Genomic DNA, 23,371 nt, shown 5'->3' with positions numbered 1-23,371 from the left:
CTCGGGGAAGGGACGCCTCCGGCCCCGGCTCCTGATGGCCGGGGCCGGAGGCCAGTGCCGTCGCGCCCACGCAATCCCGCGCGAGGACGGCATGGCCGGTGCCGCGGCGCCGCGCGCTGCGTCCCTTCGACGCTACCCGGCGGGGCCCCGGTACGCATGTGCGTGGCCTTCGGCCCGTCGTCCGTGCGGCCTCACGTTGCTCGCCGAGGCGCCGCACGGCCGACGGGCCGGGCCGGGGAAGGAGAGGGCCGGGTCAGTGGTGCCCGTGAGCGGTGTCCGAGGCGCCGCCGAAGAGCCGCGCGACTGCACGGAAGGGCAGGGTGACGACGGTGGCGATGGCTCCGCCAATGGACCTGAGGACATCAGCGATGGCGTTCAGCATCAGAATGTTCCTTCCAGGGCGATATGCGCCGACCACTGTGACGCATGCCCGATATGTACGAGCCAAAACGGGGGCGGGCTGACGGGGCAGGGAGGGGACCCGGAGGGCTCAGGGCTGGTCGCGGGCCTGCTCGGCCGCTGCCCGGCCCGCTTCGGTCTCTCGGTCCTCACGGCTCGTGCTGAGCTTCCCGCCGGCGCTTTCCAGGTGTGCCCTGACGAACCACTGGAACAGTTCAAGAGACCTGAGGTGCTCGATGAGCAGATCCTGAGTCACGGGGTCGGTGGCGTCGGTGGCGGCCACCGCTTCCCGGTGGTCCTTGATGATTCCGCTGTAGACGACGTCCAGCGCGCCCAAGTGCTCGATGGCCTGGGCCCGTCCGATGGCGTAGTCGTCCCAAGTACGCTCGTTGACCAGCGCGCCTGGCGTGCCGGTGGGCGAGCCGCCGAGCGTCGCAATGCGCTCGGCCAAGGCGTCCACCATGCCCCGGACGGCTTCGACCTGCGGATCGAGCATCTCGTGCACCGCAATGAAGTGCGGCCCGACCACATTCCAGTGCACATGCTTGAGGGTGAGCGCCAAGTCATTGAGTGCGTGCAGCCGAAGGCGCAGGAGTCCGATGACTTCTTCTCCCTCGGCCGTGGTCAGGCCGGGAACGGTGTACTGAGGGGTATTGCTCGCAGCCATGGTGAGACTCTCCTTTTCTGTGGTGGCCTCGGAATCGCGTGCCCGGTAGATCGACTCGAAAACCAGCCGGGAAGGCCGATGAAGAAGCCACGCAATCGCTGCGGGGCTAAATTCGGGTGCCGGCGTAGTACCGGCCGATCTCCTCAAGGAAACCTGCCTCGCCGAGGTGCTCGTCCCGGTCGAAAGGGGGAGCGTTTCGTATCTGACCCTTCGTGCGATCCACGAAGATCTTCCGCTTCTCTTCATCGATTTCGGTGCTGGTCCCGGCCGGCAGGAGTACGTGACTGCCGAAACTCCGGACACCGGTGTCCACGACGAGATACTCCGCCCGTACCTCGCCGGAGTGCTTGTCGACCCTGCCGACGCTTCCGTCGCTCGCCTCGACTTCGTACCCCGTCAGGGCGCTGTTTGTGGCGTGCGCGACGGCCGGACGGTATCCCCAGATGTCACTCATGAGAAATCCGCTTCTTCGCTGCCGATGTCTTACCGAAGGGGCGGTGCCGCGAAGCCCGGTCACCGCCCGCTGCGAAGGCGCGTGCCCACGGCTTCGGCTCGTATGCTCGTCGGCCCTGAGAGCTGACCTCGGTCGGCGGTCCCGAGGATTTCCACGCGGTCCGTGCCCCTGGGCGGCCCGGCCGTTCTCTTTCTGGGGCACTCAGGTCGCGAGCTGGAGAGACGACGAGGGAGTGGGCTGGGCGCCGGACCCGTGTATTTGGTCCGTTTCGAGGTGCCGGGCGGCGAAGGCCAGGGCCGCTGCGACGGTCTGTGTTCCGGTCGAGACGCAGAGCGTGTAGGAAAGGTCCTCCAATTTCTGCTGGGTCTCGTAGGAACTTTTCTCCGAGTCCCGGACGAGGAGGTCCTCGTACTGCTTCACGAGGTTCCGCAGCATCACGGGGTGGGGCTTCAGCACGGTGCTTCCTCTCTGAGGGAGAACTCTCCCTGGGTGTGCCGCTCACTAACGATGGGCGATTCCATGCCGCCCCTCATGGCCCTTCCGGCGTGGCATCGGTTGCCGGCGGTACCAATGGCCCGGTTTCCATCGAGGCACGCGGTACGAAGCGCGGCAACCACAAGGGGGTACGAGCGCAGTCAGTCGCGCCCACAGTGCCTTGTACGAGAGGGCTCAGGCTGCCCGGACCAGCTCGGCACTGCCGAACAGGAGGGCGTAGCCCGGCGGGAGCTGACCGAGGAGGCGGGCGAGCAGGTCCTTCCCGGCGAGCTGGGCGACCGTGGTGAGTACGGCGCCGGCGTCCCACCGTGTGGTGGCGGGAGTGCCACCGGTGCACCGGGCGAGGTTCTTCACGAAACCCCGGCCGGTCCGTTGTTCTGTGGCGGGAGCCTGAGAAGTGAGGAACCCGGCGGCCTCCACGGGCAAGCGGGCTGCGAGGTCCACCCGCTCCTCGCCGGTGACCTGCCGGCCCAAGGCGGTCAGAACGGCGCGTACGACTTCTTCGGCGCGTTCACGGGTCGGGTACGCGCCGTCATAGCGCACGCGTTCCAGCATCTGCTCGAACGTCATCTGCGGTGCCGGCCGGGTCGGTTCGGGCTGGGGGAACATCTCGGGTCAGGTGCCTTTCTCGGTTCCTGGCGGAAGGGGGCCTGTGATCGCCGTATGCCCGCCTTGTCGACGTTCAGTCGGGCCGTGCGGGGCGAAGAGCAGGGCGTGGGACGGGAGCTGGAGTCAGCGCGGTGCAGGATCCCCCACGGCGTCGGCCGGCGACGAGGGTGATCCTGCACGGCATCTCATACCGCGCCCGGTCTCGTGCGTGGCTTCTGGCGGCGGCTCGGACGGCTCCCGGGGCCTCAGGTTGTATATGCCGGTGGAGGCGCGGGCGCGGCCAACTCGACGCCTCTCCCCGTGGCGGACGCCCAGCTCCCCGTGGCGGACGCCCAGCAAGGGGTGTGACCGAGATACGCGTCAAAGGGGCCGCATTTCAGAGGGACATCCGCGCTGTTCCGCCAGCGGTGAACCCCGGCCCGACCGGGCTCGACGATCACTAAAGTCCCGTCTCATGACGACGATTACAACGCGCACGGTCGAGTACCCGGCCGACGGTCTGACGATGATCGGGCACCTCGCGCTCCCGGCCGGCGTCGACCGCCGGCCCGCGGTGCTGCTCGGACCAGAGGGCACGGGGCTCAGCGACGTCGAGCGCCGCCGGGCCGATGCTCTCGCCGAGCTGGGATACGTAGCGCTGGCCTTCGACGTCCACGGCGGGCGCTATTTGGGTGACCCCGAGGAGATGCTGGCCCGTTGCATGCCGCTGCTCGCCAACCCCGACCGGATGCGGGGCATCGGCCATGCGGCGCTCGACGTGTTGCGCGCCGAACCGCGGACCGACCCCGACCGGATAGCCGCCATCGGCTACGGAACCGGGGGCGCCATCGCGCTGGAACTCGGGCGCGACGGCGTCGACCTGCGCGCGATCGCGACAGTCAACGCACTGACCACGGGCCGACCGGGCGAGGCGGCGGGCATTCGCTGCCCGGTATGGGCCGGGGTCGGGTCGGAAGATCCGATCATGCCGCCCGCGCAACGGGACGCGTTCACCGCGGAGATGCAGGCCGCGGGCGTCGACTGGCGCCTCGTGGTCTACGGCGGCGCCTTGCACGCCTTCCACCACCCACCGGTCGACCACACCGTGCGTCCCGGCGTCGGCTACCACCCACGGCACGCGCAGCGAGCCTGGCGCGACGTCGTCGACCTGCTCGCCGAGTGCCTGCCCGTGACGGAGGATCCGGTCGGTCCAAGCTCGGCCACCCGCTGACCAGCGCCTACCGGTCGCTACGGCGCACTTCTGGCTGTTCCGGTCCCGTCCCTTCCTTCAAAGGGGCAGGACGCCGACGACGCGTGCTCTGCTCAAGGTCGGTGCCTCCACGCAACCTTCGGGGTCACGAGGGGGTGCCGACCCACTTGGCGGAGCTCGGGAGGGTCGCAAGCCCGCAGATGAGTCGCCGTCATGATCAGTTCAACAACGGAAGGCATCCTCGGTTCCGCCGACAGGCCGGACATCGGTGTTTCCTAGGCGGTCGGTCATGAAACACCCGGCCGGCGCGCCTCGACCACCCGGCAGTCCCTGGACGCACAGCTCGACTCGCTCGGCGAGGCCGGGGTCACCCGGGTCTTCTCGGAGCACGCCACGAGCCCCCGGGCCGGCGTTTCGGAGCAGCCTCCGCTTCGCGTCCTGAAGGTGGCGAGAGGAATGCCTCCACCTCATGGGCGCCATGAAGGCGTGCTTGCGATGCTGAGCATGGAGGGCGGGGCGGCAGCCCGCTTCCCGCCCTCCGTCGACACGGCGGGACGCTCAGCCGCTGATCTGCCTCTGCGGTGTCTCCGCACCGATGGCGATCTTGCGTGGCTTGGCTCGTTCGGCGATCGGAATGCGGAGGGTCAGCACGCCTGCCGCGTAGTCGGCCCTGATGTGCTCGGTGTCGAGGGTGTCGGCCAGCATCACCTGACGGGAGAAGACACCCTGGGGGCGCTCGGAGAGCTCCATCTGGACGGTGTCGGCCTTGGCGATCGGCCGACGCTCTGCCTTGACGGTCAGCATGTTCCGTTCGACGTCGATGTCGATTGCCTCCGTGGAGACGCCGGGCAGGTCGAGGGCGATCACGTACTCTTCGCCCTCGCGATAGGCGTCCATCGGCATCGGAGACGGCCTCGACCAGGTGCCGGACGTACCCATCAACTGCTGGGTGAGACGGTCCAGCTCGCGGAACGGGTCAGTGCGCATCAACATCGCGAAACACCTCCAACGGGATCAGGCAACAACTGCCAATGCGCTTCACCTGTCACCGTTGTAGCATGTCATCCAAAGGATGACAACGCAGACGTCGTCCAATCGATGACAGAATGGAGGAGCGTGGTGCCCGCAGACGACCAGCCCCTCAAGCCCGCCGGCCCGGCGTCCTTGCCTGCCGCCGCCTCAGCCCTCGAGATCATCATCCAGGCCATGCGCGACGCCCAGGCGCAGCAAGCAGCCGATTCCCAGGACTCCGCAGCCGCACCTGAGCAGGTCCTTGCCTCCCTCTTGCTGTTGCGCGAGGTCCGCGAGGAGCTCGCGGCGTGGGAGACCGGGCTGGTCGAGGCGGCCCGCGGGGCCGGCGCCAGCTGGGCCGACCTTGCCGCGCCCCTCGGTGTCGCCAGCCGCCAGGCCGCCGAGCGCCGCTACCTCCGGCAACGCCCCGGTGCCGCCGGCACCACCGGGGAACAGCGTGTCCAGGCCACCCGGGACCATCGCGCCGCCGACCGCGCCGTCACCGCGTGGGCTCGCCGCCACGCCGCCGAACTGCGCGGTCTCGCAGGACAGATCACCGCCCTCACGGAACTGCCGGACGCGGCCCGCGCTCCCCTTGATCACCTCAACCGTGCGCTGGCCGGCAATGACCCCGCCACCCTGATAGAGCCGCTCCTCACTGCTGAACCGCACCTGCGGCAAAGCCACCCCGACCTCGCCGCACGCGTCGACTCGCTCGGCCGGCACGCGGGACGGCTTCGGCAGGCGAGCCACGACAAACGCAGCAACCCCTGAAAGGAACGCAGCGACATCACTGCGCGCGTCTGGGAGCCTCGGCGCCAGCGGCCGCTGTCCTGGCCATGACGAGGGCGGGCCGCCCGGGGCGGGCCCTGCTCCGTCAGGTGGCCGGCGCTCGGATGCGAGCCTGCCGTCCTCGGCTCAGTGCCGAGTTGAGGCTGGTGCGTCCTGAGGTCGTGGTGGCCCTCGGAGCGACCGCGGGCAAGGCATTGCTCGGACCGTCGTTCCGGGTCACCAAGGACCGGGGCGCGCTCCTTGCGCTGCCCTCAGAGGAGCACGGCACGACCGACGGCCGGACCGAGTCGGCCCCAGGGCTGCTGGTCGCCACCATTCATCCCTCGGCGATTCTCCGCTCCGAGGAGCGCGAAACGGCCTACGCGGGCTTCCTCTCGGATCTCCGGGTAGCTGCCGGCGCGTTGGACTGATGCGGGGGCGAGCCGCCCTAGCCGTAGTGTCCGCTGAGGCCGGCTGGAACCTGTCCGACCGCGCCACCCCCCGCTCCTGCCGGATGACGGAAGGATTCGGCGTCCACACCGTCCGCCTGGTCGACGCGGAGGGCGCCACCATCCTGGTGACGTTCCGCTGGAAGCCCCGACTCGGCGTGAAGCGGGCTCATGACGTTGGTCGTGCAGCCCCGCGACCGTGAAGACCCCGTTCCCCACCCGCGCCAGTGGGCGGAGAACGAGGCCCTTCAGTCCCGCGGAACCCATACCTGCGTACCGGGCAGGCGACAGCGCCCCGAGGGGCCGGGCTTCAGGTGGTGAGCAGGCGGTTGAAGAACGAGCGGTATTGCTGGAGGGCGACGCGGAGTTCCTCTGTCGCCACTTCCTCGCCGCGGTGCCACTGTCCTTCGAGTTCCCGTTTGTGCTGGGAGAAGGTCGTGGCGAGCGCCTGCATGACCTCGGCGACCAGGGTGTCCGCCGCACCGACCGCCTCACGCGGATCGTCGACGAACTCGCTTTGGATCCGCTGCCACCTGCTGCGGAACTCCTCCTGCTCGGGCCCGAGCAGCGGCGCGCCCGTCGCCTGAAGCTCCGCGTCCCGGTTCTTCTCCGGTGCGGGAGCCCGGCCTTCGCCCTCGGGCGGCGGGGCTCCCGGGTCTGTCGCGGTGGCCTCCCCTGGAAAGGTCGGTGGCGCCTCGACCGGGGACTCCTGAGCTGTGCTGCCCACGTCCTGTCGGGTGCCTGCCAGGTCCTCGGTGGACAGGCCGTCCGCTCCGGGCCCGCGTCGCTCTCCTCGCCCCATCTTCTTTCCTCCCTCTTCGTCTGGGCCGCGCCTTGTCCGCCGGGTGTCGCGCAGACTCATGCCCTGGCCTCCGGCGGCCGGTGACCGTTGTGGAGCAGTTCCGTGAACAGGGCGCGGTAGTGCACCATCGCGCCCCGCAGCTCCTCCGTCGTTGCCTCCTGCCGTGTGCTGCGACCCCTTACCTCGTGGGCGGCGCGGTAGTGCTCCAGGGTGCGTCCGTGCTCCACCGACAGGTCACTCAGCTGCTGTTCCAGTCCCTCCGTCGGGTAGCCACGCTCGCTCATGAGCGAGGTCACCAGCCGGTCGGCCTCATGGACGGCGTCGTCGGGCTGGTCCACGAACCGTTCTTGCACCCGGTCCCATTCGTGGGCGTACCGGTCCCGGACCGGTGCCGGAAGCTGCTTGATGTGCAGTGCATCGTGGCGTTCCTCGCGCTCACGCAGATCGCGCTCGGCCGCCCGGCGGCTGCCTTTGGTCTCCACGGCCCGTTCGTACTCCGGCCCGAACCGTGCTTGCAGCCGACGGCGGCGCGTGACCATCCCCGCCGCCAGCACACACGCCAGGATCACGACCGCGACAGGCACGATGATCGCTATGAGGGTCCCACTGGACATCGCGTCCTCCGCTTTCAGTTGCTGACACGGAAAGTGAGATCAGTTCATGACCGGCACATGAATCCAAGGCGCGGACCGCACACCCACGGCCGGCCTTCCGCAGGGCCTGCGGTATCCACCGGTCGCCGGCAGGTGGATACCGCTGCCGCTTCCAGTAGTGCTTGCGTCCCGCGAGGTGTGCCCCATGGCGCCGAGGAGCCACGGAATTGCGCTGGTGATCGCGAGCAGGATGCCGATGGTCCGCAGGATGGAAATGCCGGTCGAGAATCCGACGACCAGGAAAATGATGCCGAGAACGGCCATGACGGCTTCGATCTCGTACAAGCGTTCTTCTCTGTTGTGCTTCCGGTACCCGACAACCACAAGTCAGCCGGGAGAGGGCGCAACTCCAGAACTGGCTGAAGGTGACGGTCGGGCACAGCGAAGCCGGGAGTCGAGGTCCAAGTCCTTGTCCTCCTCGGTAGTCCGCAAGAAGCTGATGTAACCCGGGTTCCCGAACAGCAGAGGAACTAACGCCCGGGCCTCCGGAGCAATTCGGCGAGGAGCAACACTCCGGGCACGACCCGTGGCAGGGAACACCTCAATGGAGGGCCACCTCCGGAAGCCTGCAGAAAAAGTCGCCGCACACCGTCAGCAAGCGGCAGGAACAGGGTGGTACGCGTGGGGTGATCGGGTAGGCGCTCCACACACACCGGAGAAAGTACCTCTCGGCTGTTGCTGCTCACCACGCACCGTGCGCGGCCGCCTGACTGGAGAAGTGGGCCGGGCCGCAGCGCAGCGTCATGTGGACTGCGACCGTGGACGTCTCCGAGGCTCCGGCGCAGGCGGCGCCGTGCCGGTTGGCCGGCCCCGTGACGGCCCTTGCCCAGGGCAGCTATTGGGCGACCGGCCGGCTGCGGGAAGGTCTGGGAGCCGCCTTCGCGGTCCAGACCGTCGGCTCGACTCCGGTGATCAGGAGCAGGAGATCCAGCTGCGACTGGGCAACCGCGAGGCATAGGCGGCGCCTGCTGGCCGGGCACCGCCAGGAAGCCTCGTGGCAGGGCAGCGCCTCAGGGCGCTCAAGTCGCCGGGCGGGCCTGGGCCCTGCACCGGACCATGGCCGACGGAGCTGCCTCATGCGACCAAGAAGGGCCCGGGCCGGCCCCAGGAGCTCCTCGGCGTCAATGGATCGCTCCGTCTTCAGCCGCCAATTGAGCCAGGTGGTCCCCGAAGCCGCCAACGGCCCGGGGGCGCAACCGGCTCGAGGTCTCCACGGGGCAGTCTGCGGTCCGCAGCACCCGATGGCCGTTTTGTTCGAGCGCGCTGACAAGAGCGTGGTCCTCGCCCACGGGAAGCGCACGGAACCCTCCGACCTGCTGGTAGGCCTCGGCCGCCACTCCGAGGTTGGCACCGTGGACATGAGGGTGGCGCCAGAGCGCTCCCCGAGCGGGGCGCGAGGCGTAGTAGTGCTCGTGGTGACGGTCGGCGAGCCGGCGGACCGGCGGCCACCGGGTCACGGTGACCGTACCGACCACCGCCTCCCATCCGTCGCGTGCCTGGTCGAGCTGGAACGCGAGCCAGTCGGGCGGCACGATGCTGTCGGCGTCGGTGGAGGCGATCCACATGACGGAGGTGGGGGAGCCCAGCGTGGCCAGGGCGTGCCGGGCCGCGGCGGCGCGGGCACTGCCGGGGTTCTGGGCTCCCAGATGCAGCACGCTCGCACCCGCCCGGTCGGCCACCTTCGCCGTGTCGTCCACGCAGGCATCGGCCGCCACCACGGTCATCACCTGCAGGCCGGCCAGTGCGGGGTGGTGCGCGGCAGTGTTCACGGCGGCGAGCGCACGAGCCAGGAGCGCCTCCTCGTTGTGCGCGGGGATGACTACCGCGATCGCCTCCGGCGTCATACCAGCCCTTCTCTCTGCGCCGGCGACGGTGGTCGGCGTTGGTCCGGGCCGACCCGGCCGAAGGTCTGGAGCACGAAGTCGTCCTCGCGGTGATCGGCCGTCAGGATCAGACCGGGAATTCCCGCGAGGACCGGAGCGAGTTCCGCTCCGGTGGCCAGGTGTTCGTCCACCGCGTGGTTCCAGTGGACGGTGACGAGGGTGCCACCCGGCTCGAGAGCGGCGACCGCGCGGCGCAGCAGATCGTCCAGAGCCGCGGCATCGAAGTAGTAGAGCAACTCGGACAGGACGATGAGGTCGAACGACCCGTCGGGCCACTGCGCGGGAAGAGTGCGCTGCTCAACCGTCACGTGCGAGTGTCCGGCGGTCCGGCGGGCCGCCGTCTCGACAGCGGAGGCGACGCGGTCACACGCGAGCAGCGCGTCGCACCGTTCAGCGAGCCGTAGTGTCAGCTCCCCCACCGAGCAGGCCGGCTCGAAGGCACGGCGGTATTGCGGCCGGGGGAGGGCGGCGAGGGTGAGGTCGTACTTGCGGTGCTCGTACCAGCGGTCGGCCAGATGCCATGGGTCGGGGGAGTGCCGGTACATCGTCTCGAAGTACGAGGCCGGGGTGCTCAACGGAAGACCACCTCCACGGGCCTCAGATGATGGGCGATCTCGTCCGGCGGCAGAATCGCGGCGTCGCCCGGCTCGGGCCCGAGCGGGCTGATCTGGCTGGTGAAGCGACTGATCGCCGAGGTCTTACGGGCCAGCACAGGGGGCGGCAGGGGGATGCGGGCGGCGTCCGCCCACGGCACCCGGGGGTCACCCGGGTACGCCCAGTGCCACATCCAGACCGGATACAGCAGACAGGGCACCCCGGCGGCGTCCGAGGCGGCGACTGCCGCACGGCCCGTGGCCTCGTGGTCGGCGTGGACGTCCCCGGTCCAGGGCGCGGCACAGAGGGTCGCCCCGGTCAGCACTCCGGCGAGTGCGGTGGCGACACGGTTCTCGTGGTGGGCGACTTCGGTGTCCGGGACATGGAGCCGGCGGATCTCGGCACCGGTCGCGCCCAGCTCGGCCAGGGCCGCGCGGGTCTCCCCGGCACGGATCCGAGCGAGGGACTCGGGGGTCTCCACGCGGCTGTCGGGATGGGAGCGCTCCCCGTCGGTCACGGTGATGACCGTCAGGTCCAGGCCCGAGGCCGCCAGCAGGCTGAGCGAGCCGCCGAACCCCAGTACCTCGTCATCCGGGTGGGCGGCGATCACGACGGCGCGGCCCGCCGTCGGCAGTACGAGCTCCGGGAGCGCGTCCCAGCCGGCCCAGGCCCGCCACTCGCTTTCCTCGGTCCCCGGAGCCTGGATCGGGTCGGCCGCGGGTTCCTGGCCGGGGGGCTTCACGGCTTTTCCGCCGGGCGGGCGACGAGGCCGCCGAGTTCCGCCAGATTGCGTTCGGCGTGGTGTTGGCGAAGGTAGACGCTCAGGTCGGCGGCGTGGCGGGCGTGACGCAGATCGTGACACAAGGGAGCCGCACCCGTCGCCCGGCCCACATGGGACAGCACCGCGCTGCATGCCTCTTCGACGAACGCGCGCACGCGCAGACTGCGCACTCTGGCCGTTCCGCCGCTGTCGAGCGGATCCTGGTCGATCTCCTCCGCCGCCTTCTCCAAGAGCGCGCCGGCCGCATGGAGCTGCACGTCGACAGCACCCAGATGGGCGTCGGTGTGCGGATCCGGTCCGCGGCGTGCCGCGCTCCGGAGCGGCTCGGCGACCGCGAGCGCTCCGCCGTACCAGCAGGCGGCCACACCGACACCGCCGTGGTGGAAACCCGGGCGCTGCACGTACCCCTCCACCTCTCCCACCGGCACGGCCGGCAGATCCGTGATCCGTATGTCGGGGGTGTCGCTGCCGGCCATGCCAATGGCCTGCCATGTGCCCTTCACAGGCCGGCAGCCGTGGCCCTCCGTGCTGATCGCGAACAGCCGGCGGCCTTCTTCGGTGCCGGCGGTGATGAGGGCATGGGTGCAGCTGTGGGCGCCGGAGCAGTACTGCTTGAGGCCGTTCAGGCGCCAGCCCGCTTCGGTCCGAGTGGCGGTGACGCCCTCGCCAGGCGGCTCGGCCGCCCATACCCCCCATCGCTCGCCGACGCCGGGCGCCGGTCCTTCGAGTTCCGCGAGAATCGCCACGGCGTCGACATGGCCTTCGACGAGTCGGGCCAGGCAGAGGTCCCGTTGGGCGACGGAGCGCAAGGCCGCCAGCCGTTGCCGAGTCCGACCGGAGCCGGGCAGCGGGAATTCCAGAGCCCCGGACGCGATGTCCGAGATCATGGAGGCAAACTGTCGTGCGGTCTCCCGGCGGGCCGCCCCCGGCCTGAGGCCTGAATCCTCGTCCACCTCATCGGGCCCTGCGCCACCGGCGGTCGGCGGAGGGGTCACCTCATACATCCGAACTCCTTGACTGCAATGAAGAGGCCGAGCCGACGAGGGCCCAGGCACGGGTCGGCTCTCGTACTGTGACATGAGATCGCGAAGCCGGCTCGCTGCCAGCGTGTGCCCCTCCCTTCCCGATACATGTGCCCGACCGGCTGCCGCGCGGGGCTCGCACAACGTGCGGCAGGAAGGTGCCGCACTCTGCCCCTCCTCGCCCAGCGTCTCCACGCACACCGCCCCGACGGACCGGGGGCGGCAGTGGCGTGCGGCCCGCAACAGGGAGCGTGGCGGTGTCGCGAGTCTGTTGTCTGCTGGGTGGTCACTGCTCCCTAAGGAAGGGGTGTTCCGCCAGTGGCATTGAGGATCTCCGCGGTGATGTAGCCGGCTTGCGGTGAGGCCAGGAAGACGTAGGCGGGAGCCATCTCCGCAGGCTGGGCGGGCCGCCCCAGGGGTGACTGCTTGCCGAAGGTGGTGGTGTCCGGGAGCGTCGCCGGGATCAGCGGAGTCCACACGGGGCCGGGCGCGATCGCGTTGACGCGGATGCCGTCCGAGGCCAGCATCTGAGCGAGCCCTTGGGTAAAGGTGACGATGGCACCCTTGGTCATCGCGTAGTCGAGCAGGTGCGGGCTGGGCTTGTATGCCTGCACCGAGGCGGAATTGATGATCGACCCGCCCCGGGGAATGTGCGGCAGGGCCATCTTCGACAGCCAGAACATGCCATGGAGATTGGTGCGGACGACGCGGTCGAACTGTTCGGTGGTGATGGCGCTGATGCCGTCGGGCTGTGACATCTGATAGGCGGCATTGTTGACGAGGATGTCGATCCTGCCGAACTCCGTCACCGCGCGCTCGACAAGTCGTTCGCACTGCACTTCCTCGCGGACGTCGCACGGCACCGCCACCGGCGTACGCCCGGCTTCCTCGATGTGGCGGGAGGTCTCACCGGCTTCCCCGCCCTCTTCCGGGAGGTAGGTGAACAGGACGTCCGCGCCCTCGCGTGCGAAGGCCAGGCAGACAGCCCGCCCGATGCCGGAGTCCCCGCCGGTCACCACGGCCTTGCGTCCTTCCAGAAGGCCGCTGCCCCGGTAGGACTCCTCTCCGTGGTCAGGGGGAGGGTCCATGGGCCCCGTCCACCCGGGGTGGGGCTGGTCCTGCTGCTCGAACTCCGGCTGCGGGTGCTTCGTGACCGGGTTCTGCTCGGCTCGTTCGTCGCTTGCCACTGCAGATCTCCTTCATCGACACGAGAAAGGCGAGGCCCGTGGGCGGCGCTCAGGGCCGCGCCCGCGTCGCAGGTGCCGGTGGAGAGGCACTCATGTGCCCAGGGCGCACGCTGAGGAAGCCGCCGCCGAGGATCAGCCCCGCCCTGTCCCGGACCGCGACCCGTCCCGGACGGTGAGGCCGCACACGCACTCCCCGGTCGGCCACCGTGCTCTGTCAGCTGCGCCGGTCGGTCATGAACTTCTGGTGTGCCCTGGTGTGCAGGGCATCCAGTGCCTCGGCCTGCTGACGCGCTGCGTCCAGGAGTTCGTGGAGCCGTCGGGTGTCCAAACGGGGTTCACCAGGCGCCCAGCCGAGGAGAGCACGCCACAGGAGTGTCTTGCCTTCGACGCCGAGACGCAGTGCCTCCAGCTCGACGATCGTGCTGAGCCCGGAACGACGGACCACACGGGCGTTGGGCTTCAGCCGCCCGATCTTCTCCCCTGCCCAGGCTCCGTAGATTTTGTACCGGCGAACAGGAACCCCGAGGGAGGCCATGAGCCGCAGCAGGGACTGCCGGTCCCGAGAGATCTCCGCGGCGAGGTTCTTCAACTCCGTGCCGGTGTCCGAACTCTGGTGCTCCCGCGCCATACGCCAGGCGAGTTCCACCCCGGCCGTCGCACCGGCCACATGGTCATTGAGGTAGACAGCGAACATCTGCGATTCCGCGAGCGAAGCGCCCATGATCGTCCTTTCTGACGCACCGCGTTGCCATCGCCTGCTGCGAGCGGCGCCGACCGCGGTGTTGTGCTGGCACGCGGTGCTGGAGAGGCTCCGGGCCAGGGCTGTGGTCCGGGCAGCCGGATATCGGGAGGGAGACAACGGCAGGACGTCCCGAGCGGGGAGGAGCTCGGTGGCGGTCTCAGCCCCGGTGCGGCGGGCCGCCGTCCTTCTCGTACTGGCCCAGTACGGGCCGGGGACCGAAGAAGACGGGTGCCCGTGCACCGACGAAGCTTCCCCATCGGCCGGCGCGGTCCACTTCAGCGGACTTCTCCGGCTTGAGGGGAGTGTCCCGGCTGAGGAGGGAGGTCACGGTCGAAGTCGGTGCCGCACCATGGGCGTGCTCGCCACGCAAGCCGGCTTCGTGCAACTTCTCGACGATCACGCGGCTCCTCCAATGTCGGCGACGGGTTCTTTCAGGAGATCACCGTGCCGGCCCAGACGCCCGGGCTGCTGGGCTGAATGCCCGGCAGCTACGTCGATGGAGGCACGACGTCGAGAGGGCGGGACGCTCCGTCGGCGGACGTGCGCCCCCGTTGAGCGCGCGCCACAGTGGGAGAGGCGGGCCGAGCCGGAGAGAGGACGGAAATCGTGACGGGTGGGAGCGGACTGGACACCTACCGTGGCAAGCGGCACTTCGACCGGACCCGTGAGCCGCGAGGAGGACGGGCCACGGCCGGTGACGCGCCGTGTTTCGTGGTGCAGATCCACGATGCCAGCACCCTGCATTTCGACTTCCGGCTGGAGGTCGACGACGTATGGAAATCGTGGTCGGTGCCGAAGGGCCCGTCCGCTGATCCGCACGACAAGCGGCTGGCAATTCCCACCGAGGACCACCCGCTCGAGTACCGGGAGTTCGAGGGGGTCATCGCGCAGGGGGAGTACGGCGCCGGCACGGTGATCATCTGGGATGAGGGCAGCTACCGTCCGCTGCCGGGGAAGAAGGGGAAGGCCCGCACCTTCGGTGAGGCGCTGGAGCTGGGGCACGCGGCCTTCTGGCTCGAGGGCAGCAAGCTGCACGGCGGCTATGCGCTCACCCGTTTCCGCGGTGGCGCCGGCGAGCGGGAGTCCTGGCTGCTGGTCAAGGAGAACGACGAGCGGGCCGAGCGGCGCGGCACCCCCGACGCCCGCCGCGCCCGGTCCGTCCGCTCCGGCCGGACCCTGCGGCGCGTCGCCGGGGAGGAGGCCGCGGGCGGAGGGGGCGGAGATGAGCGGGAGCGGTGAGCTGTTGGCGGCATTGCCGCCGGCCGAGCGGGTGCTGCTGGACGACGCGCCTTCGGGGGCGGAGGACGCGGCGCGCCCGATGCTGGTCGTGCTCAGCGACCGGCGGGAGTTCGACGACGGCTGGATCTTCGAGCGGAAACTCGACGGTGTGCGGACGCTCGGCGTTCGCGGGCCCGGCCGGGTCCGGCTGCTGTCCCGCACCGGCCGCGAGGTCGGTTCCAGCTACCCGGAGATCGTCGAGGCCCTCGGCGGCCAAGGATGCCGGGACTTCACCGTCGACGGCGAGATCGTCGCCTTCGCGCACGGCCGCACCGACTTCGCCCGCCTCCAGCAGCGGATGCAGCTCACCGACCCCGGCCAGGCCCGCGCCAGCGGCGTGGCGGTGACGTACTACGTCTTCGACCTGCTGCGCCTGGACGGCCGGGACCTCACCCGGCTGCCGCTGCGCACCCGCAAGTCCCTGCTGCGCCGGGCGTTCGACTTCCGGCGGCCGCTGCGCTTCACCCCGCACCGCAACCACGGCGGCTCCCGCGAGCTGGACGAGGCATGTGCCCGCGGCTGGGAGGGGCTGATCGCCAAGCGGGCAGCCGGCCGCTACCTGCCCCGCCGCTCCTCGGACTGGCTCACACTCAAGTGCGCGCAGGGCCAGGAGCTCGTCATCGGCGGATTCACCGAACCGGCCGGCAGCCGCACCGGCCTCGGAGTCCTGCTGCTCGGCCACCACGAGGGCGGCGCGCTGCGGTACGCGGGCAAGGTCGGCACCGGCTTCGACGAGCGGACCCTGCGCCGCCTCCGTACCCTGCTCGACGCCCGTACAGGGGACCGCTCCCCGTTCGCCGGTCCGGTCCCCGAGCACGGCGCCCACTGGGTGCGCCCCGACCTGGTCGCCCAGATCGGCTTCACGGAGTGGACCCGCGACGGCATGCCGCGCCACCCTCGGTTCCTCGGCCTGCGCGACGACAAGCGCCCCGAGGACGTGGTGCGCGAGCCCCCCGCCGGCGGCTGAGCGGAGACGGCCCGCGATGCCGACCACCGGACTCGTCGTGATCGACATGCTCAACTCCTACGAGCACGAGGATGCCGACCTGCTGCTGCCGTCCGTGCGCGCGGTCCTGCCGTGCCTCACCTCGTTGATCGAACGGGCCCGGCGCAGCCATGCCGAGGTCATTTACGTCAACGACAATTTCGGGCTGTGGCGCTCACACCATGACGAGCTGTTGGACGCTGTGCTCAGCGGACCGCACCGGGACCTGGTGGAGCCGGTCCGGCCGGACGAGAACTCGCTGTTCGTGGTCAAGGCGCGGCACTCGATCTTCTACCAGACGCCCCTGGAGTATCTGCTGCGCCAGCACGGCATCGACACGATCGTGCTCTGCGGCCAGGTCACCGAACAATGCGTGCTCTACTCGGCCCTCGACGCACATATCCGGCACATCGGCGTCACCGTCGTCGAGGACGCCTGCGCGCACATCCACCAGGATCTCGCGCAGGCCGCTCTGCGCATGATGGAGCGCAACATGCAGGCCCGCATCGTCGACTCCGGCGCCGAGGACCTTTTCTGAGTCGGACGGCCGACTCCGGCCCCTCGTCGCAGAACGCGCTCCTGCTCCCGCCTCGCCGGCCGGCGTGCCTCCTGCTCACCCGCTCCTGATCTTCACCGGTTCGCTGGGATGCGATCACCGCTGATCGGTCGGGCCATGGAAAGACGGGCTCTGAGCCTCGGGTGCCGAGCAGGTGCCGCCATGGCGCCCGTGTGGAGCGGTTCGCCGGCCTTCGGTCCGGTCACACTGCTGATCAAGATCTCAGGCCTATCTCCCCAGGTCAGACGATGTGGCTAGCTCAGGGACGCAGGGTCAGTCCCGTCAACGCAGGCGGACAACCGAGAGCCGGCCCCAGGAGCGTGACGCGGCCTCCCCGGCAGCAGCCGCCCGCCGAGGAGCACGGCGCAGGCCCCGACGGTCAGCAGCCCGCCGACGAGGAAGGTGCCGCGCACGTCGGCGAGCGGCAGGACGAGTCCACCGAGCGCGGCACCAGCCGCGATGCCGGCGTTGTAGGCACCGGAGTTCGCCGCGAGCGCGAAGTCGGTGCGGCCTGGCGCGCAACGCAGCATCGTGTTCTGGGTGGTCATGAACACCGGACCCAGCGCACCGCCCATCAGCACCAGGAACACCACCGCTGCCACCGGATGGGCGCCGGCCACGTACAAGCCGATCATGCCCACCGCCTGCACGGCGATGGCAGTGGTCAGCGCGGCCTGCGGAAAGCGGTCCAGCAGCGCTCCGGTGATGCTCACCCCGGCCAGACACGCAGCACCGAATGCCACGAACAGGGCGCTGACCGTGCTGGGGGAGAACCCGCTCACGTCGCCCAGGAACTTCACGAGGTAGGTGTACCCCGTGAACGCCCCCGTGGCGGACAAGGCCCCGGCTGCCAGCACGGTGCCGAACCGGCGGGCATCGGGCCTTGTGCCGTAGGCGGCCTGCTCTTCTTCTGGACGTGAGGTCGGGAGCAGAACGGCGATCGTCACCAGCGCGATGAGCCCCAGAGCCGCCGGCATGGCGACTGGCACCCGCCAGTCGCTCTGCTGACCCAGCCAGGTCCCTGCGGGAACGCCGAATACGAGGGCGAGCGAACCGGCGATGGACAACGCCCCGACCACGCGCCCGCGGACCTCGGGCGCGAACAGACCCACCGCGACCGGCCCCATCACGGCCCAGAACAGTGCCTGGGCGAGTGCGGTCAGCAGTCGCGCCGCGAGGAGCAGACCGTAGGAGGTGGCCAGTGCCGCAACCAGACTGGACACGACGAGCGCGGCCAGTAGTCCGGTGAGCACATGGCGTCGGGGGACGGCCCGCGTGGCGTGGGCGAGCGGCAGGGATGCGACGGCCACCATCACGCCATAGCCGGTGACCAAGAGACCGACCGCTGACACGGACACCCGGAGGCTTTGGGAGATGAGCTCCAGGAGGCCGACCGGCAGGTTCTCCGCGGTGTTGAAGGTGAAGGCAGCCAGCATGAGGGCTACGAGCACCGCCGATCCGTGCCATGGGGCCGGTCGTCGCGTGACCCGGCGGACGCTTTCTGCTCTCGTCCGTTGCGCCTGCTCCGCGGCACCGTCCATGGAGATACCTCACCGGGCCCACCGGTCCCGCCGCAACCGAATTCATCTGCGCGCGGGGTGACGCTCGAGCGATCAAGCACGGCCCTCGGGATCGCTCATCCACCCCGGGGCGAAAGTACCCGCTCAGGTTGGCTTGTGCTGATTGCCGTCCGGGATCATCCGACGCAGGCTCGTGCGGGCCGCGGCCAGGTCCTGCTGAAGTTCCTGGACGTGATCGGCGAGCGGCCGGAGCCGGGGCTGGCGGGCCCTGCCCGGTGGTCTTGGACAGCCAGGGAGACGGGAGCCTGCCCCTGCCGCTGGATGGCCGCTTGGATGTGCTCTCGGGCGCCCCCGGCATAGACGAGCCAGGTCGACACCCTCGCAGCACGGGCGATGGCGGCGCAGGAGAGCGGCTCGCCGTTGACCAGCATGATCCGGATGGTGTCGCGCACGCGCTGGCATGTGAGGAGGCGCGACGTCTTCATAGGAGGAGAACCGGGCGGTCAGGATGTCGACGACGAAGGCGGCTGCGCCCATCGCCGTGTTCGTATGCTGCCGACGAGCAAGGCGCCGCGGTCCGCTCGCGGACAAGGAGCGCCACCGGCACGCCTGAGCCGGGCAGCTCCTGAACGACTCGCACATGCGGGAGCCGGCGGTCAGCACCTCCAGTTGCTGCGCGGCAGGATCGACTTGAACGGGTAGAAGGTCGTCGACAACTTCTCACCCGGCTTCACGACCGCCTTCCCACCGCCTGCGTAACCGGGCTTGTACCACAGACACCAGGCCTCGCTGGTTCGGTTCCACGCTGACCAGCCGCCCCGCCTGAGGCCCTGACCGGCCACGTTCCGGCTGCCCTTGGTGTAGGAGGCCATCGGTCCTTCGAACTGCCCGCGCCCCCACAGGCAGAAGTGCTCCACGTAACACGGCTCGGCTGCCTTCGGCGCCGGCGCAGCCGCGGCGGCCGGAGAGGCGGCCAGCACGAGCGAGGCAGCGGCAAGGGCGACTTTGCGGAACAGCGACAACACGGGCACGAAGCCTCCAGGGACTCAGTTGCGATTTCCACGCTGATCATCCCGGAAGTCCGCAGGCGCTCCTATCGCCTCCAGGAGGAATCCCGCGCGTCCCGTGTTGACGTCACACCAGCGGAAAGGCCCCGCGGAAGGCTTCCGGACGGTCCGCTCGGTGTTGTTGCGATGTGCCGTCAAGACACCAGACGGGCCTCCCTTTCTATGTCACCGTCAGGATTTGCCGAAAGGCCATCTGAGCTGTGTGTGAGGTTGCGGCCTGGCCCAGTCATGCCGAGCTCTTGCGGCGCCTCCAGCTGTTGTCGCCCGGTGGGTAGAGTGCATCGTGAGGCCGGTGTGGTGTTCCGGCCTCTTCGATGGCTACCGAGGAAGTGTGCTGTGCCGCGTACGACGTTTCAGCCCGAGGCCCTGTTCCCCAGCCGTCCGTGGGGGTTTTCCCAGGTGGCGGTTTCGCCGCCCGGGAAGATCGTCAACATCGCGGGGCAGGTCGCGTGGGACAGCAACCACGAGGTGACGGCGGTGGGGCGGGAGGCGCAGCTCCGCCAGGCGCTCCAGCATGTGTTCATCGCTCTCGAAGCGGTCGGCGGCAGCCCGGACGACATTCAGATCCTCCGGCTGTACCTTCCGAACTTCGAGTCCGGTCCCGAGGCGGATGTGATCGGCCGCGTCCTGGTCGACGTGTTCGGAACCGAGAACCCGCCCCCGTCCTCGTGGATCGGGGTGCAGGGCTTGGCGCAGCCCGAGTACCTCGTCGAGGTCGAGGCCATGGCGGTCGTTCCGGAGTAGCAGCGGGCAGGATCGGCGACACGACCTCGCACGACACGACCTTGCACGGTCTCCGACGGGGCGGAGCGAGCCTGCGCGTGTATGCCGGGATCCGGTAATCGTCCCCCCGGCCGGCGGCCGACGGGGCCAGGGTGAGCACATGTCCCACGACGCAGACCCGCCACAGGAATTCGCCCGCCCGGACGGCGCCCATCTACGTCATCCTGGACGACCTCTCGTCCCACAAAGACGAGACGATCCGACGCTGGGCTAGGAGGAACCGGGTCGAGCTGTGTTTCCACCCCGCCCTACGAGTCCTGGGCCAACCCGATCGAGGCCCACTTCGGGCACCTGCGGTAGTTCCCTGTCGCCAACTCCGACCACCGCAACCACACCCTCAAGCCCCGGACCCTGCACGCCTATCCGCGCTGGCGCAACACGAACGCCCGGCACCCCGACGTGCTGGCCGCCCAGCGTCGCGAGCGGGCCCGCATCCACAGTGCGAAGGGCCTGGGCTGGGGCGGACGACCGGCGAAAGTCGCGTGCCCCTGTCAACGGCACTGGTGTCAACGGCACTGGCGACACTGACGCCATGGCCATTGATCGTGTGGCACTTCAGCCCGTCCGGTCATGTCACCGACTTGATCGCAGGGCACTTCGTGCCCAGCGGGCGGACCGACCCGCGACCAGCTCTACGAAGAGGCCGAGAAGAAGAACGTCGAGGGCCGTTCCCACAGGAACAAGGAGCAGCTGCGGCGGGCCGTGGGCCGCTGACCGCCGCGATGAACCCGGCCCGCGGACGGCAAGCGGGCCGGGCGTCCGGCCCATACGGCATTCTGTCGGCGGTAGTTGTGGTAACCCTGGGTGTCCCGTACGCGTGGTAGAGCCGTGCCGACGCTCCCAGCATCTCCCATGCCCCCACCGCGGCCCCTGCGAAAAGCCCCCTCAGCCTTTCCTGCTGACGCCCGAACACGGGTGCCGCCACGGGTGGCCTGGTGTGGTGTACCGGACTTCGCGGTATTTCAAGAGTCGGGCGTGAAGGGTTGCATGCGTGCGATGAGCACGGCGACATCGTCCGGGTCGGCGGGAAGCCGGAGTTCGTGAAGGAGCCGGTCGCAGGTCTCTGCCAGGGTGCGATCGGGTGTGTCAAGCAGGCGCAGGAGGGTGTTGAGGCGTTCGTCGATGGGGCGATGACGGACCTCGACGAGTCCGTCGGTGTACAGGACCAGCCGGTCACCGGCGCCGACGGGGATGGTCGTGGTCACGAAGGGCACGCCGCCGACCCCGAGTGGCGTGGCGGTCGGCAGGTCGAGCAGTTCCGGGTGTCTGCCCTCGCGCACCAGGACGGGCGGCAGGTGGCCTGCGGTCGAGATGTGGCACTCCGCGCGGTGCGGATCGTAGACGGCATAGACGCAGGTGGCTATGTACTGCTCAAGCCCTGAGGTGATCTTGTCGAGGTGATGCAGGACCTGGGCGGGGTCGAGGCCAAGGTCGGCGAAGTCGCTGGTGCCGGTACGCAGGCGGCCCATGGTGACGGCGGCGTCGATACCACTGCCCATGACATCGCCCACGACCAGTGCGGTCTTCTCACCATCGAGCGGGAGGACGTCGTACCAGTCGCCCCCGACTTCGTAGGCCGCCTGTGCCGGCAGGTAGCGGGAGGCGACCTCCAGGCCGGGGAGGTGCGGCGGGTGATCCGGGAGCAGACTGCGCTGAAGGGTCTCGGCTGCATTGCGCACCGTCTGGTGCGAACGGGCATTGTCGATGCACACCGCGGCGCGGGAGGCCAGCTCTCCGGCGAGGGCGAGGTCGTCCTCGCCGAAGGGTTGTGGGTTGCGGGCGCGGCTCAGTCCCAGAAAGCCGAGGATCTGGCCGCGAGCGGTGAGCGGAAGCAGCATGTAGCAGTGCACGCCGGCGCGGGCCAGCACCGTGGCGGCACGGTCGTCGCGGGCAATGCGGGCCAGGGCGGCGTCATCCACATGGGAGATCAGGATCGGCCGGCCGGTTCGTACGCATTCGGTGGGCAGGCGGTCGGCGTCGTACGCAGCTATCTGGCCGGGCGGGTCGGCAGCCTGGGCGGCTTCGATGGGGTCGGCGGCCTGCACCGCAAGCGCGCGGAAGAGCGCGCGGCCGTCGCCCAGGGGCGGGCGGTGCCCATCGAGGACGGAGTCGAGGACATCGACCGTGGCCATGTCGGCGATCTCGGGAACGGTGACGTCGACGAGCTCGCGGGCGGTCTGCTCCACCTCCAGGGTGGTGCCGATGCGTGCCGAACCATCGGCGATCAGCGCCAGACGACGGCGGGCCTCGGCGGCCTCCGTAGCCGCCCGGTAGCGGTCGGTGACGTCCACCACCAGGTCGGCCACCCCAAGTACACGTCCCTGGGGATCGTCTAGCCGGTACAAGGAGATCGACCAGGCGTGCAGGTGCGGGTCGGCGGGAGTGTGGCCGACGATGGTGTACTCGTCGACCATGGGGGTCCCGGTCTCGAGGACCTGCCACATCCCGGCTTCCGGCCCCTCGAACTTCTTCGAGGTCATGATCTCGCGGTAGCGCCGGCCCAGATGGTCTTCCGCCGGAATCCCGTGCATTCGCTCCAGAGCGGGGTTCACGGCCACGTACCGCAGATCAGTATCGAGGATCGCCAACCCGATGGGGGACTGAGAAATCAGCCGGGTGGACAGGGCGAGTTCCCGTTCGACCTCCCGAAGCCGTTTCCGGTCGGTGGCCAGGCCAAGGGCGTAGAAGTCGTTGCGGTCGTCCAGCAGCCGCATGTTGCGGAACTCCACCAAGCGAGTGCTGCCGTCTTTGTGCTGGATGGGGAACGCCCCGGCCCACCTCTCCCCGGTGCCCATGACCTCGGCAAACAGCTTGATTATCAGGTCCCAGTGCTGTTCGTGAACGAGCAGCGGCGCAGCGTACTTCCCGAGCGCCTCCTCAGCGGTATAGCCGAACAGATCCTCGGCCTCCGGGCTCCACAAAACGATCCGCCCCTCGGCGTCCAACAGCACCGCGGCAACGCCGAGAAGATCCATCAGCCCACTCGGCTGCGACGATTGCCCCTCCGGCTGGCCGGTGTCAGCCGGACGCCCATCGGCTGCGCTCACACGGGCACCCCTTCCATGCGCCGGACCACAACGGCTTTTGTGCACGCCGAGCCGTGGCCTGCTCCGTACCTATGGAGTGCTTTCGCTTCCATGGTCCACCTTGGAGCGGTCGACCGCGCACGTGCTGGACCAGGATGGTTCCCGTCCCTCTCCCGACCTGATCATTCATCGTGAGCACTGCCGGTAATCAGCGGCGCACCTGGTAGGCCACGGTCTTGCGTGGGGATTCCCGGGTATGGGCGAACGGCTGCGGTCGGCCAGGGCGCGGACGGGCCGGATGCGTGGGCTGCTGTCCGGATCCGCATTCCCATTACCACGCCACGTCAATGATGCGGCAGGCGAACCGGACCCATCTCGACCACGCAATGCGCCTGTGTGACGCGTACGTCCCAGACGTGCCATCGGGACGTCACCCGCGGACCGGATT

At 69.6% G+C, this 23,371-nt stretch carries 26 protein-coding genes and 4 pseudogenes; 10 read left to right on the top strand and 20 right to left on the bottom strand.

What is annotated here, in order from left to right; all coding sequences use genetic code 11:
- Positions 1–253: 253 nt before the first annotated feature.
- The 5 genes from AB0411_RS21055 to AB0411_RS21035 form a co-directional block, all read right to left on the bottom strand.
- Complete coding sequence (locus AB0411_RS21055) at positions 254–382, bottom strand: LPFR motif small protein (protein ID WP_366418788.1); 129 nt, start codon at positions 380–382, stop codon at positions 254–256.
- Positions 383–490: 108 nt separating this feature from the next.
- On the bottom strand, positions 491–1,066 hold the full coding sequence (locus AB0411_RS21050) for a Dps family protein (protein ID WP_366418787.1): 576 nt from the start codon (positions 1,064–1,066) through the stop codon (positions 491–493).
- Positions 1,067–1,172: 106 nt separating this feature from the next.
- The gene (locus AB0411_RS21045) at positions 1,173–1,520 is read right to left on the bottom strand and encodes a PRC-barrel domain-containing protein (RefSeq protein WP_366418786.1); all 348 of its coding nucleotides are present in this window, start codon (positions 1,518–1,520) and stop codon (positions 1,173–1,175) included.
- 201 nt (positions 1,521–1,721) lie between these two features.
- Entirely contained in the window at positions 1,722–1,976 is a 255-nt protein-coding gene (locus AB0411_RS21040; RefSeq protein WP_366418785.1) for a DUF5133 domain-containing protein, read from the bottom strand.
- 213 nt (positions 1,977–2,189) lie between these two features.
- Positions 2,190–2,624, bottom strand: coding sequence for a DUF2267 domain-containing protein (locus tag AB0411_RS21035; protein ID WP_366418784.1), 435 nt, complete (start codon positions 2,622–2,624; stop codon positions 2,190–2,192).
- A 454-nt stretch (positions 2,625–3,078) separates the two neighbouring features.
- Here AB0411_RS21035 and AB0411_RS21030 point away from each other — a divergent pair, with 454 nt between their 5' ends.
- Positions 3,079–3,834, top strand: a complete 756-nt coding sequence (locus AB0411_RS21030; RefSeq protein ID WP_366418783.1) for a dienelactone hydrolase family protein — start codon at positions 3,079–3,081, stop codon at positions 3,832–3,834.
- Positions 3,835–4,371: 537 nt separating this feature from the next.
- Here AB0411_RS21030 and AB0411_RS21025 read toward each other — a convergent pair.
- Positions 4,372–4,806: an Hsp20/alpha crystallin family protein gene (locus AB0411_RS21025; RefSeq protein ID WP_366418782.1), complete on the bottom strand. Its 435-nt coding sequence runs from the start codon at positions 4,804–4,806 to the stop codon at positions 4,372–4,374.
- 105 nt (positions 4,807–4,911) lie between these two features.
- On the opposite strand from AB0411_RS21025, the gene AB0411_RS21020 reads away from it, so the two are divergent.
- From AB0411_RS21020 to AB0411_RS21010, 3 genes and pseudogenes are all read left to right on the top strand, one after another.
- Positions 4,912–5,598 (top strand): type III effector protein, encoded by a 687-nt coding sequence (locus tag AB0411_RS21020; RefSeq protein WP_366418781.1) that lies wholly within the window; start codon positions 4,912–4,914, stop codon positions 5,596–5,598.
- A gap of 98 nt (positions 5,599–5,696) precedes the next feature.
- Positions 5,697–6,026, top strand: a pseudogene (locus tag AB0411_RS21015) (uracil-DNA glycosylase family protein); the annotation flags it as partial.
- 44 nt (positions 6,027–6,070) lie between these two features.
- Positions 6,071–6,205 (top strand): annotated as a pseudogene (locus AB0411_RS21010) (catalase); the annotation flags it as partial.
- 149 nt (positions 6,206–6,354) lie between these two features.
- Here the strand turns inward: AB0411_RS21010 and AB0411_RS21005 are convergent.
- The 10 genes from AB0411_RS21005 to AB0411_RS20960 form a co-directional block, all read right to left on the bottom strand.
- Positions 6,355–6,846 (bottom strand): hypothetical protein, encoded by a 492-nt coding sequence (locus tag AB0411_RS21005; RefSeq protein WP_366418779.1) that lies wholly within the window; start codon positions 6,844–6,846, stop codon positions 6,355–6,357.
- Positions 6,847–6,902: 56 nt separating this feature from the next.
- Positions 6,903–7,460 (bottom strand): hypothetical protein, encoded by a 558-nt coding sequence (locus AB0411_RS21000; RefSeq protein ID WP_366418778.1) that lies wholly within the window; start codon positions 7,458–7,460, stop codon positions 6,903–6,905.
- 39 nt (positions 7,461–7,499) lie between these two features.
- Entirely contained in the window at positions 7,500–7,784 is a 285-nt protein-coding gene (locus tag AB0411_RS20995; RefSeq protein ID WP_366418777.1) for a hypothetical protein, read from the bottom strand.
- Positions 7,785–8,620: 836 nt separating this feature from the next.
- Positions 8,621–9,343 carry a glycosyltransferase gene (locus AB0411_RS20990; RefSeq protein WP_366418776.1) on the bottom strand — a complete coding sequence of 241 codons (723 nt, stop codon included), beginning with the start codon at positions 9,341–9,343 and terminating at the stop codon, positions 8,621–8,623.
- On the bottom strand, positions 9,340–9,957 hold the full coding sequence (locus AB0411_RS20985) for a class I SAM-dependent methyltransferase (protein WP_366418775.1): 618 nt from the start codon (positions 9,955–9,957) through the stop codon (positions 9,340–9,342). The genes AB0411_RS20990 and AB0411_RS20985 overlap by 4 nt, the downstream gene beginning before the upstream one ends.
- Positions 9,954–10,718: a PIG-L deacetylase family protein gene (locus tag AB0411_RS20980; RefSeq protein ID WP_366418774.1), complete on the bottom strand. Its 765-nt coding sequence runs from the start codon at positions 10,716–10,718 to the stop codon at positions 9,954–9,956. Before AB0411_RS20980 ends, AB0411_RS20985 begins: the two co-directional genes overlap by 4 nt.
- Positions 10,715–11,761, bottom strand: a complete 1,047-nt coding sequence (locus AB0411_RS20975; RefSeq protein WP_403149333.1) for an acyl-CoA dehydrogenase — start codon at positions 11,759–11,761, stop codon at positions 10,715–10,717. Before AB0411_RS20975 ends, AB0411_RS20980 begins: the two co-directional genes overlap by 4 nt.
- 314 nt (positions 11,762–12,075) lie before the next feature.
- Complete coding sequence (locus AB0411_RS20970) at positions 12,076–12,966, bottom strand: SDR family oxidoreductase (protein ID WP_366418773.1); 891 nt, start codon at positions 12,964–12,966, stop codon at positions 12,076–12,078.
- Positions 12,967–13,180: 214 nt separating this feature from the next.
- A complete protein-coding gene (locus AB0411_RS20965; RefSeq protein ID WP_366418772.1) occupies positions 13,181–13,687 on the bottom strand; it encodes a hypothetical protein in 507 nt (168 codons plus the stop codon).
- 178 nt (positions 13,688–13,865) lie between these two features.
- Positions 13,866–14,108, bottom strand: coding sequence for a hypothetical protein (locus AB0411_RS20960; RefSeq protein ID WP_366418771.1), 243 nt, complete (start codon positions 14,106–14,108; stop codon positions 13,866–13,868).
- A gap of 206 nt (positions 14,109–14,314) precedes the next feature.
- Here AB0411_RS20960 and AB0411_RS20955 point away from each other — a divergent pair, with 206 nt between their 5' ends.
- From AB0411_RS20955 to AB0411_RS20945, 3 genes are read left to right on the top strand one after another with little or no spacing between them, the layout of a single operon-like run.
- A complete protein-coding gene (locus AB0411_RS20955; RefSeq protein ID WP_366418770.1) occupies positions 14,315–14,947 on the top strand; it encodes a DNA polymerase ligase N-terminal domain-containing protein in 633 nt (210 codons plus the stop codon).
- Complete coding sequence (gene ligD, locus AB0411_RS20950; protein WP_366418769.1) at positions 14,931–15,953, top strand: non-homologous end-joining DNA ligase; 1,023 nt, start codon at positions 14,931–14,933, stop codon at positions 15,951–15,953. The genes AB0411_RS20955 and ligD overlap by 17 nt, the downstream gene beginning before the upstream one ends.
- A gap of 16 nt (positions 15,954–15,969) precedes the next feature.
- On the top strand, positions 15,970–16,509 hold the full coding sequence (locus AB0411_RS20945; RefSeq protein ID WP_366418768.1) for a cysteine hydrolase family protein: 540 nt from the start codon (positions 15,970–15,972) through the stop codon (positions 16,507–16,509).
- A 272-nt stretch (positions 16,510–16,781) separates the two neighbouring features.
- On the opposite strand, the gene AB0411_RS20940 is transcribed toward AB0411_RS20945, so the two are convergent.
- The 3 genes from AB0411_RS20940 to AB0411_RS20930 all read right to left on the bottom strand — a co-directional run bounded on the left by AB0411_RS20940 (position 16,782) and on the right by AB0411_RS20930 (position 19,072).
- A complete protein-coding gene (locus tag AB0411_RS20940; protein ID WP_366418941.1) occupies positions 16,782–17,963 on the bottom strand; it encodes an MFS transporter in 1,182 nt (393 codons plus the stop codon).
- Between the two features lie 260 nt (positions 17,964–18,223).
- Positions 18,224–18,499 (bottom strand): hypothetical protein, encoded by a 276-nt coding sequence (locus AB0411_RS20935; protein WP_366418767.1) that lies wholly within the window; start codon positions 18,497–18,499, stop codon positions 18,224–18,226.
- Positions 18,500–18,703: 204 nt separating this feature from the next.
- On the bottom strand, positions 18,704–19,072 hold the full coding sequence (locus AB0411_RS20930; protein ID WP_366418766.1) for a peptidase inhibitor family I36 protein: 369 nt from the start codon (positions 19,070–19,072) through the stop codon (positions 18,704–18,706).
- Between the two features lie 441 nt (positions 19,073–19,513).
- Here AB0411_RS20930 and AB0411_RS20925 point away from each other — a divergent pair, with 441 nt between their 5' ends.
- From AB0411_RS20925 to AB0411_RS20915, 3 genes and pseudogenes are all read left to right on the top strand, one after another.
- Positions 19,514–19,858, top strand: a complete 345-nt coding sequence (locus AB0411_RS20925; protein ID WP_366418765.1) for a RidA family protein — start codon at positions 19,514–19,516, stop codon at positions 19,856–19,858.
- 172 nt (positions 19,859–20,030) lie between these two features.
- Positions 20,031–20,425 (top strand): annotated as a pseudogene (locus AB0411_RS20920) (transposase); the annotation flags it as partial.
- Between the two features lie 78 nt (positions 20,426–20,503).
- Positions 20,504–20,611: pseudogene (locus AB0411_RS20915) on the top strand (plasmid stabilization protein); the annotation flags it as partial.
- 248 nt (positions 20,612–20,859) lie between these two features.
- Here the strand turns inward: AB0411_RS20915 and AB0411_RS20910 are convergent.
- On the bottom strand, positions 20,860–22,944 hold the full coding sequence (locus AB0411_RS20910; protein WP_403149350.1) for a SpoIIE family protein phosphatase: 2,085 nt from the start codon (positions 22,942–22,944) through the stop codon (positions 20,860–20,862).
- Between the last annotated feature and the right edge of the window lie 427 nt (positions 22,945–23,371).

Origin of the sequence: Streptomyces angustmyceticus (genome assembly GCF_040701845.1) — a bacterium.
In the GTDB taxonomy this organism is placed as follows: domain Bacteria; phylum Actinomycetota; class Actinomycetes; order Streptomycetales; family Streptomycetaceae; genus Streptomyces; species Streptomyces angustmyceticus_A.
The sequence above is the reverse complement of the archived record's forward strand: the minus strand, read 5'-3'. Positions and strand labels throughout refer to the sequence as shown.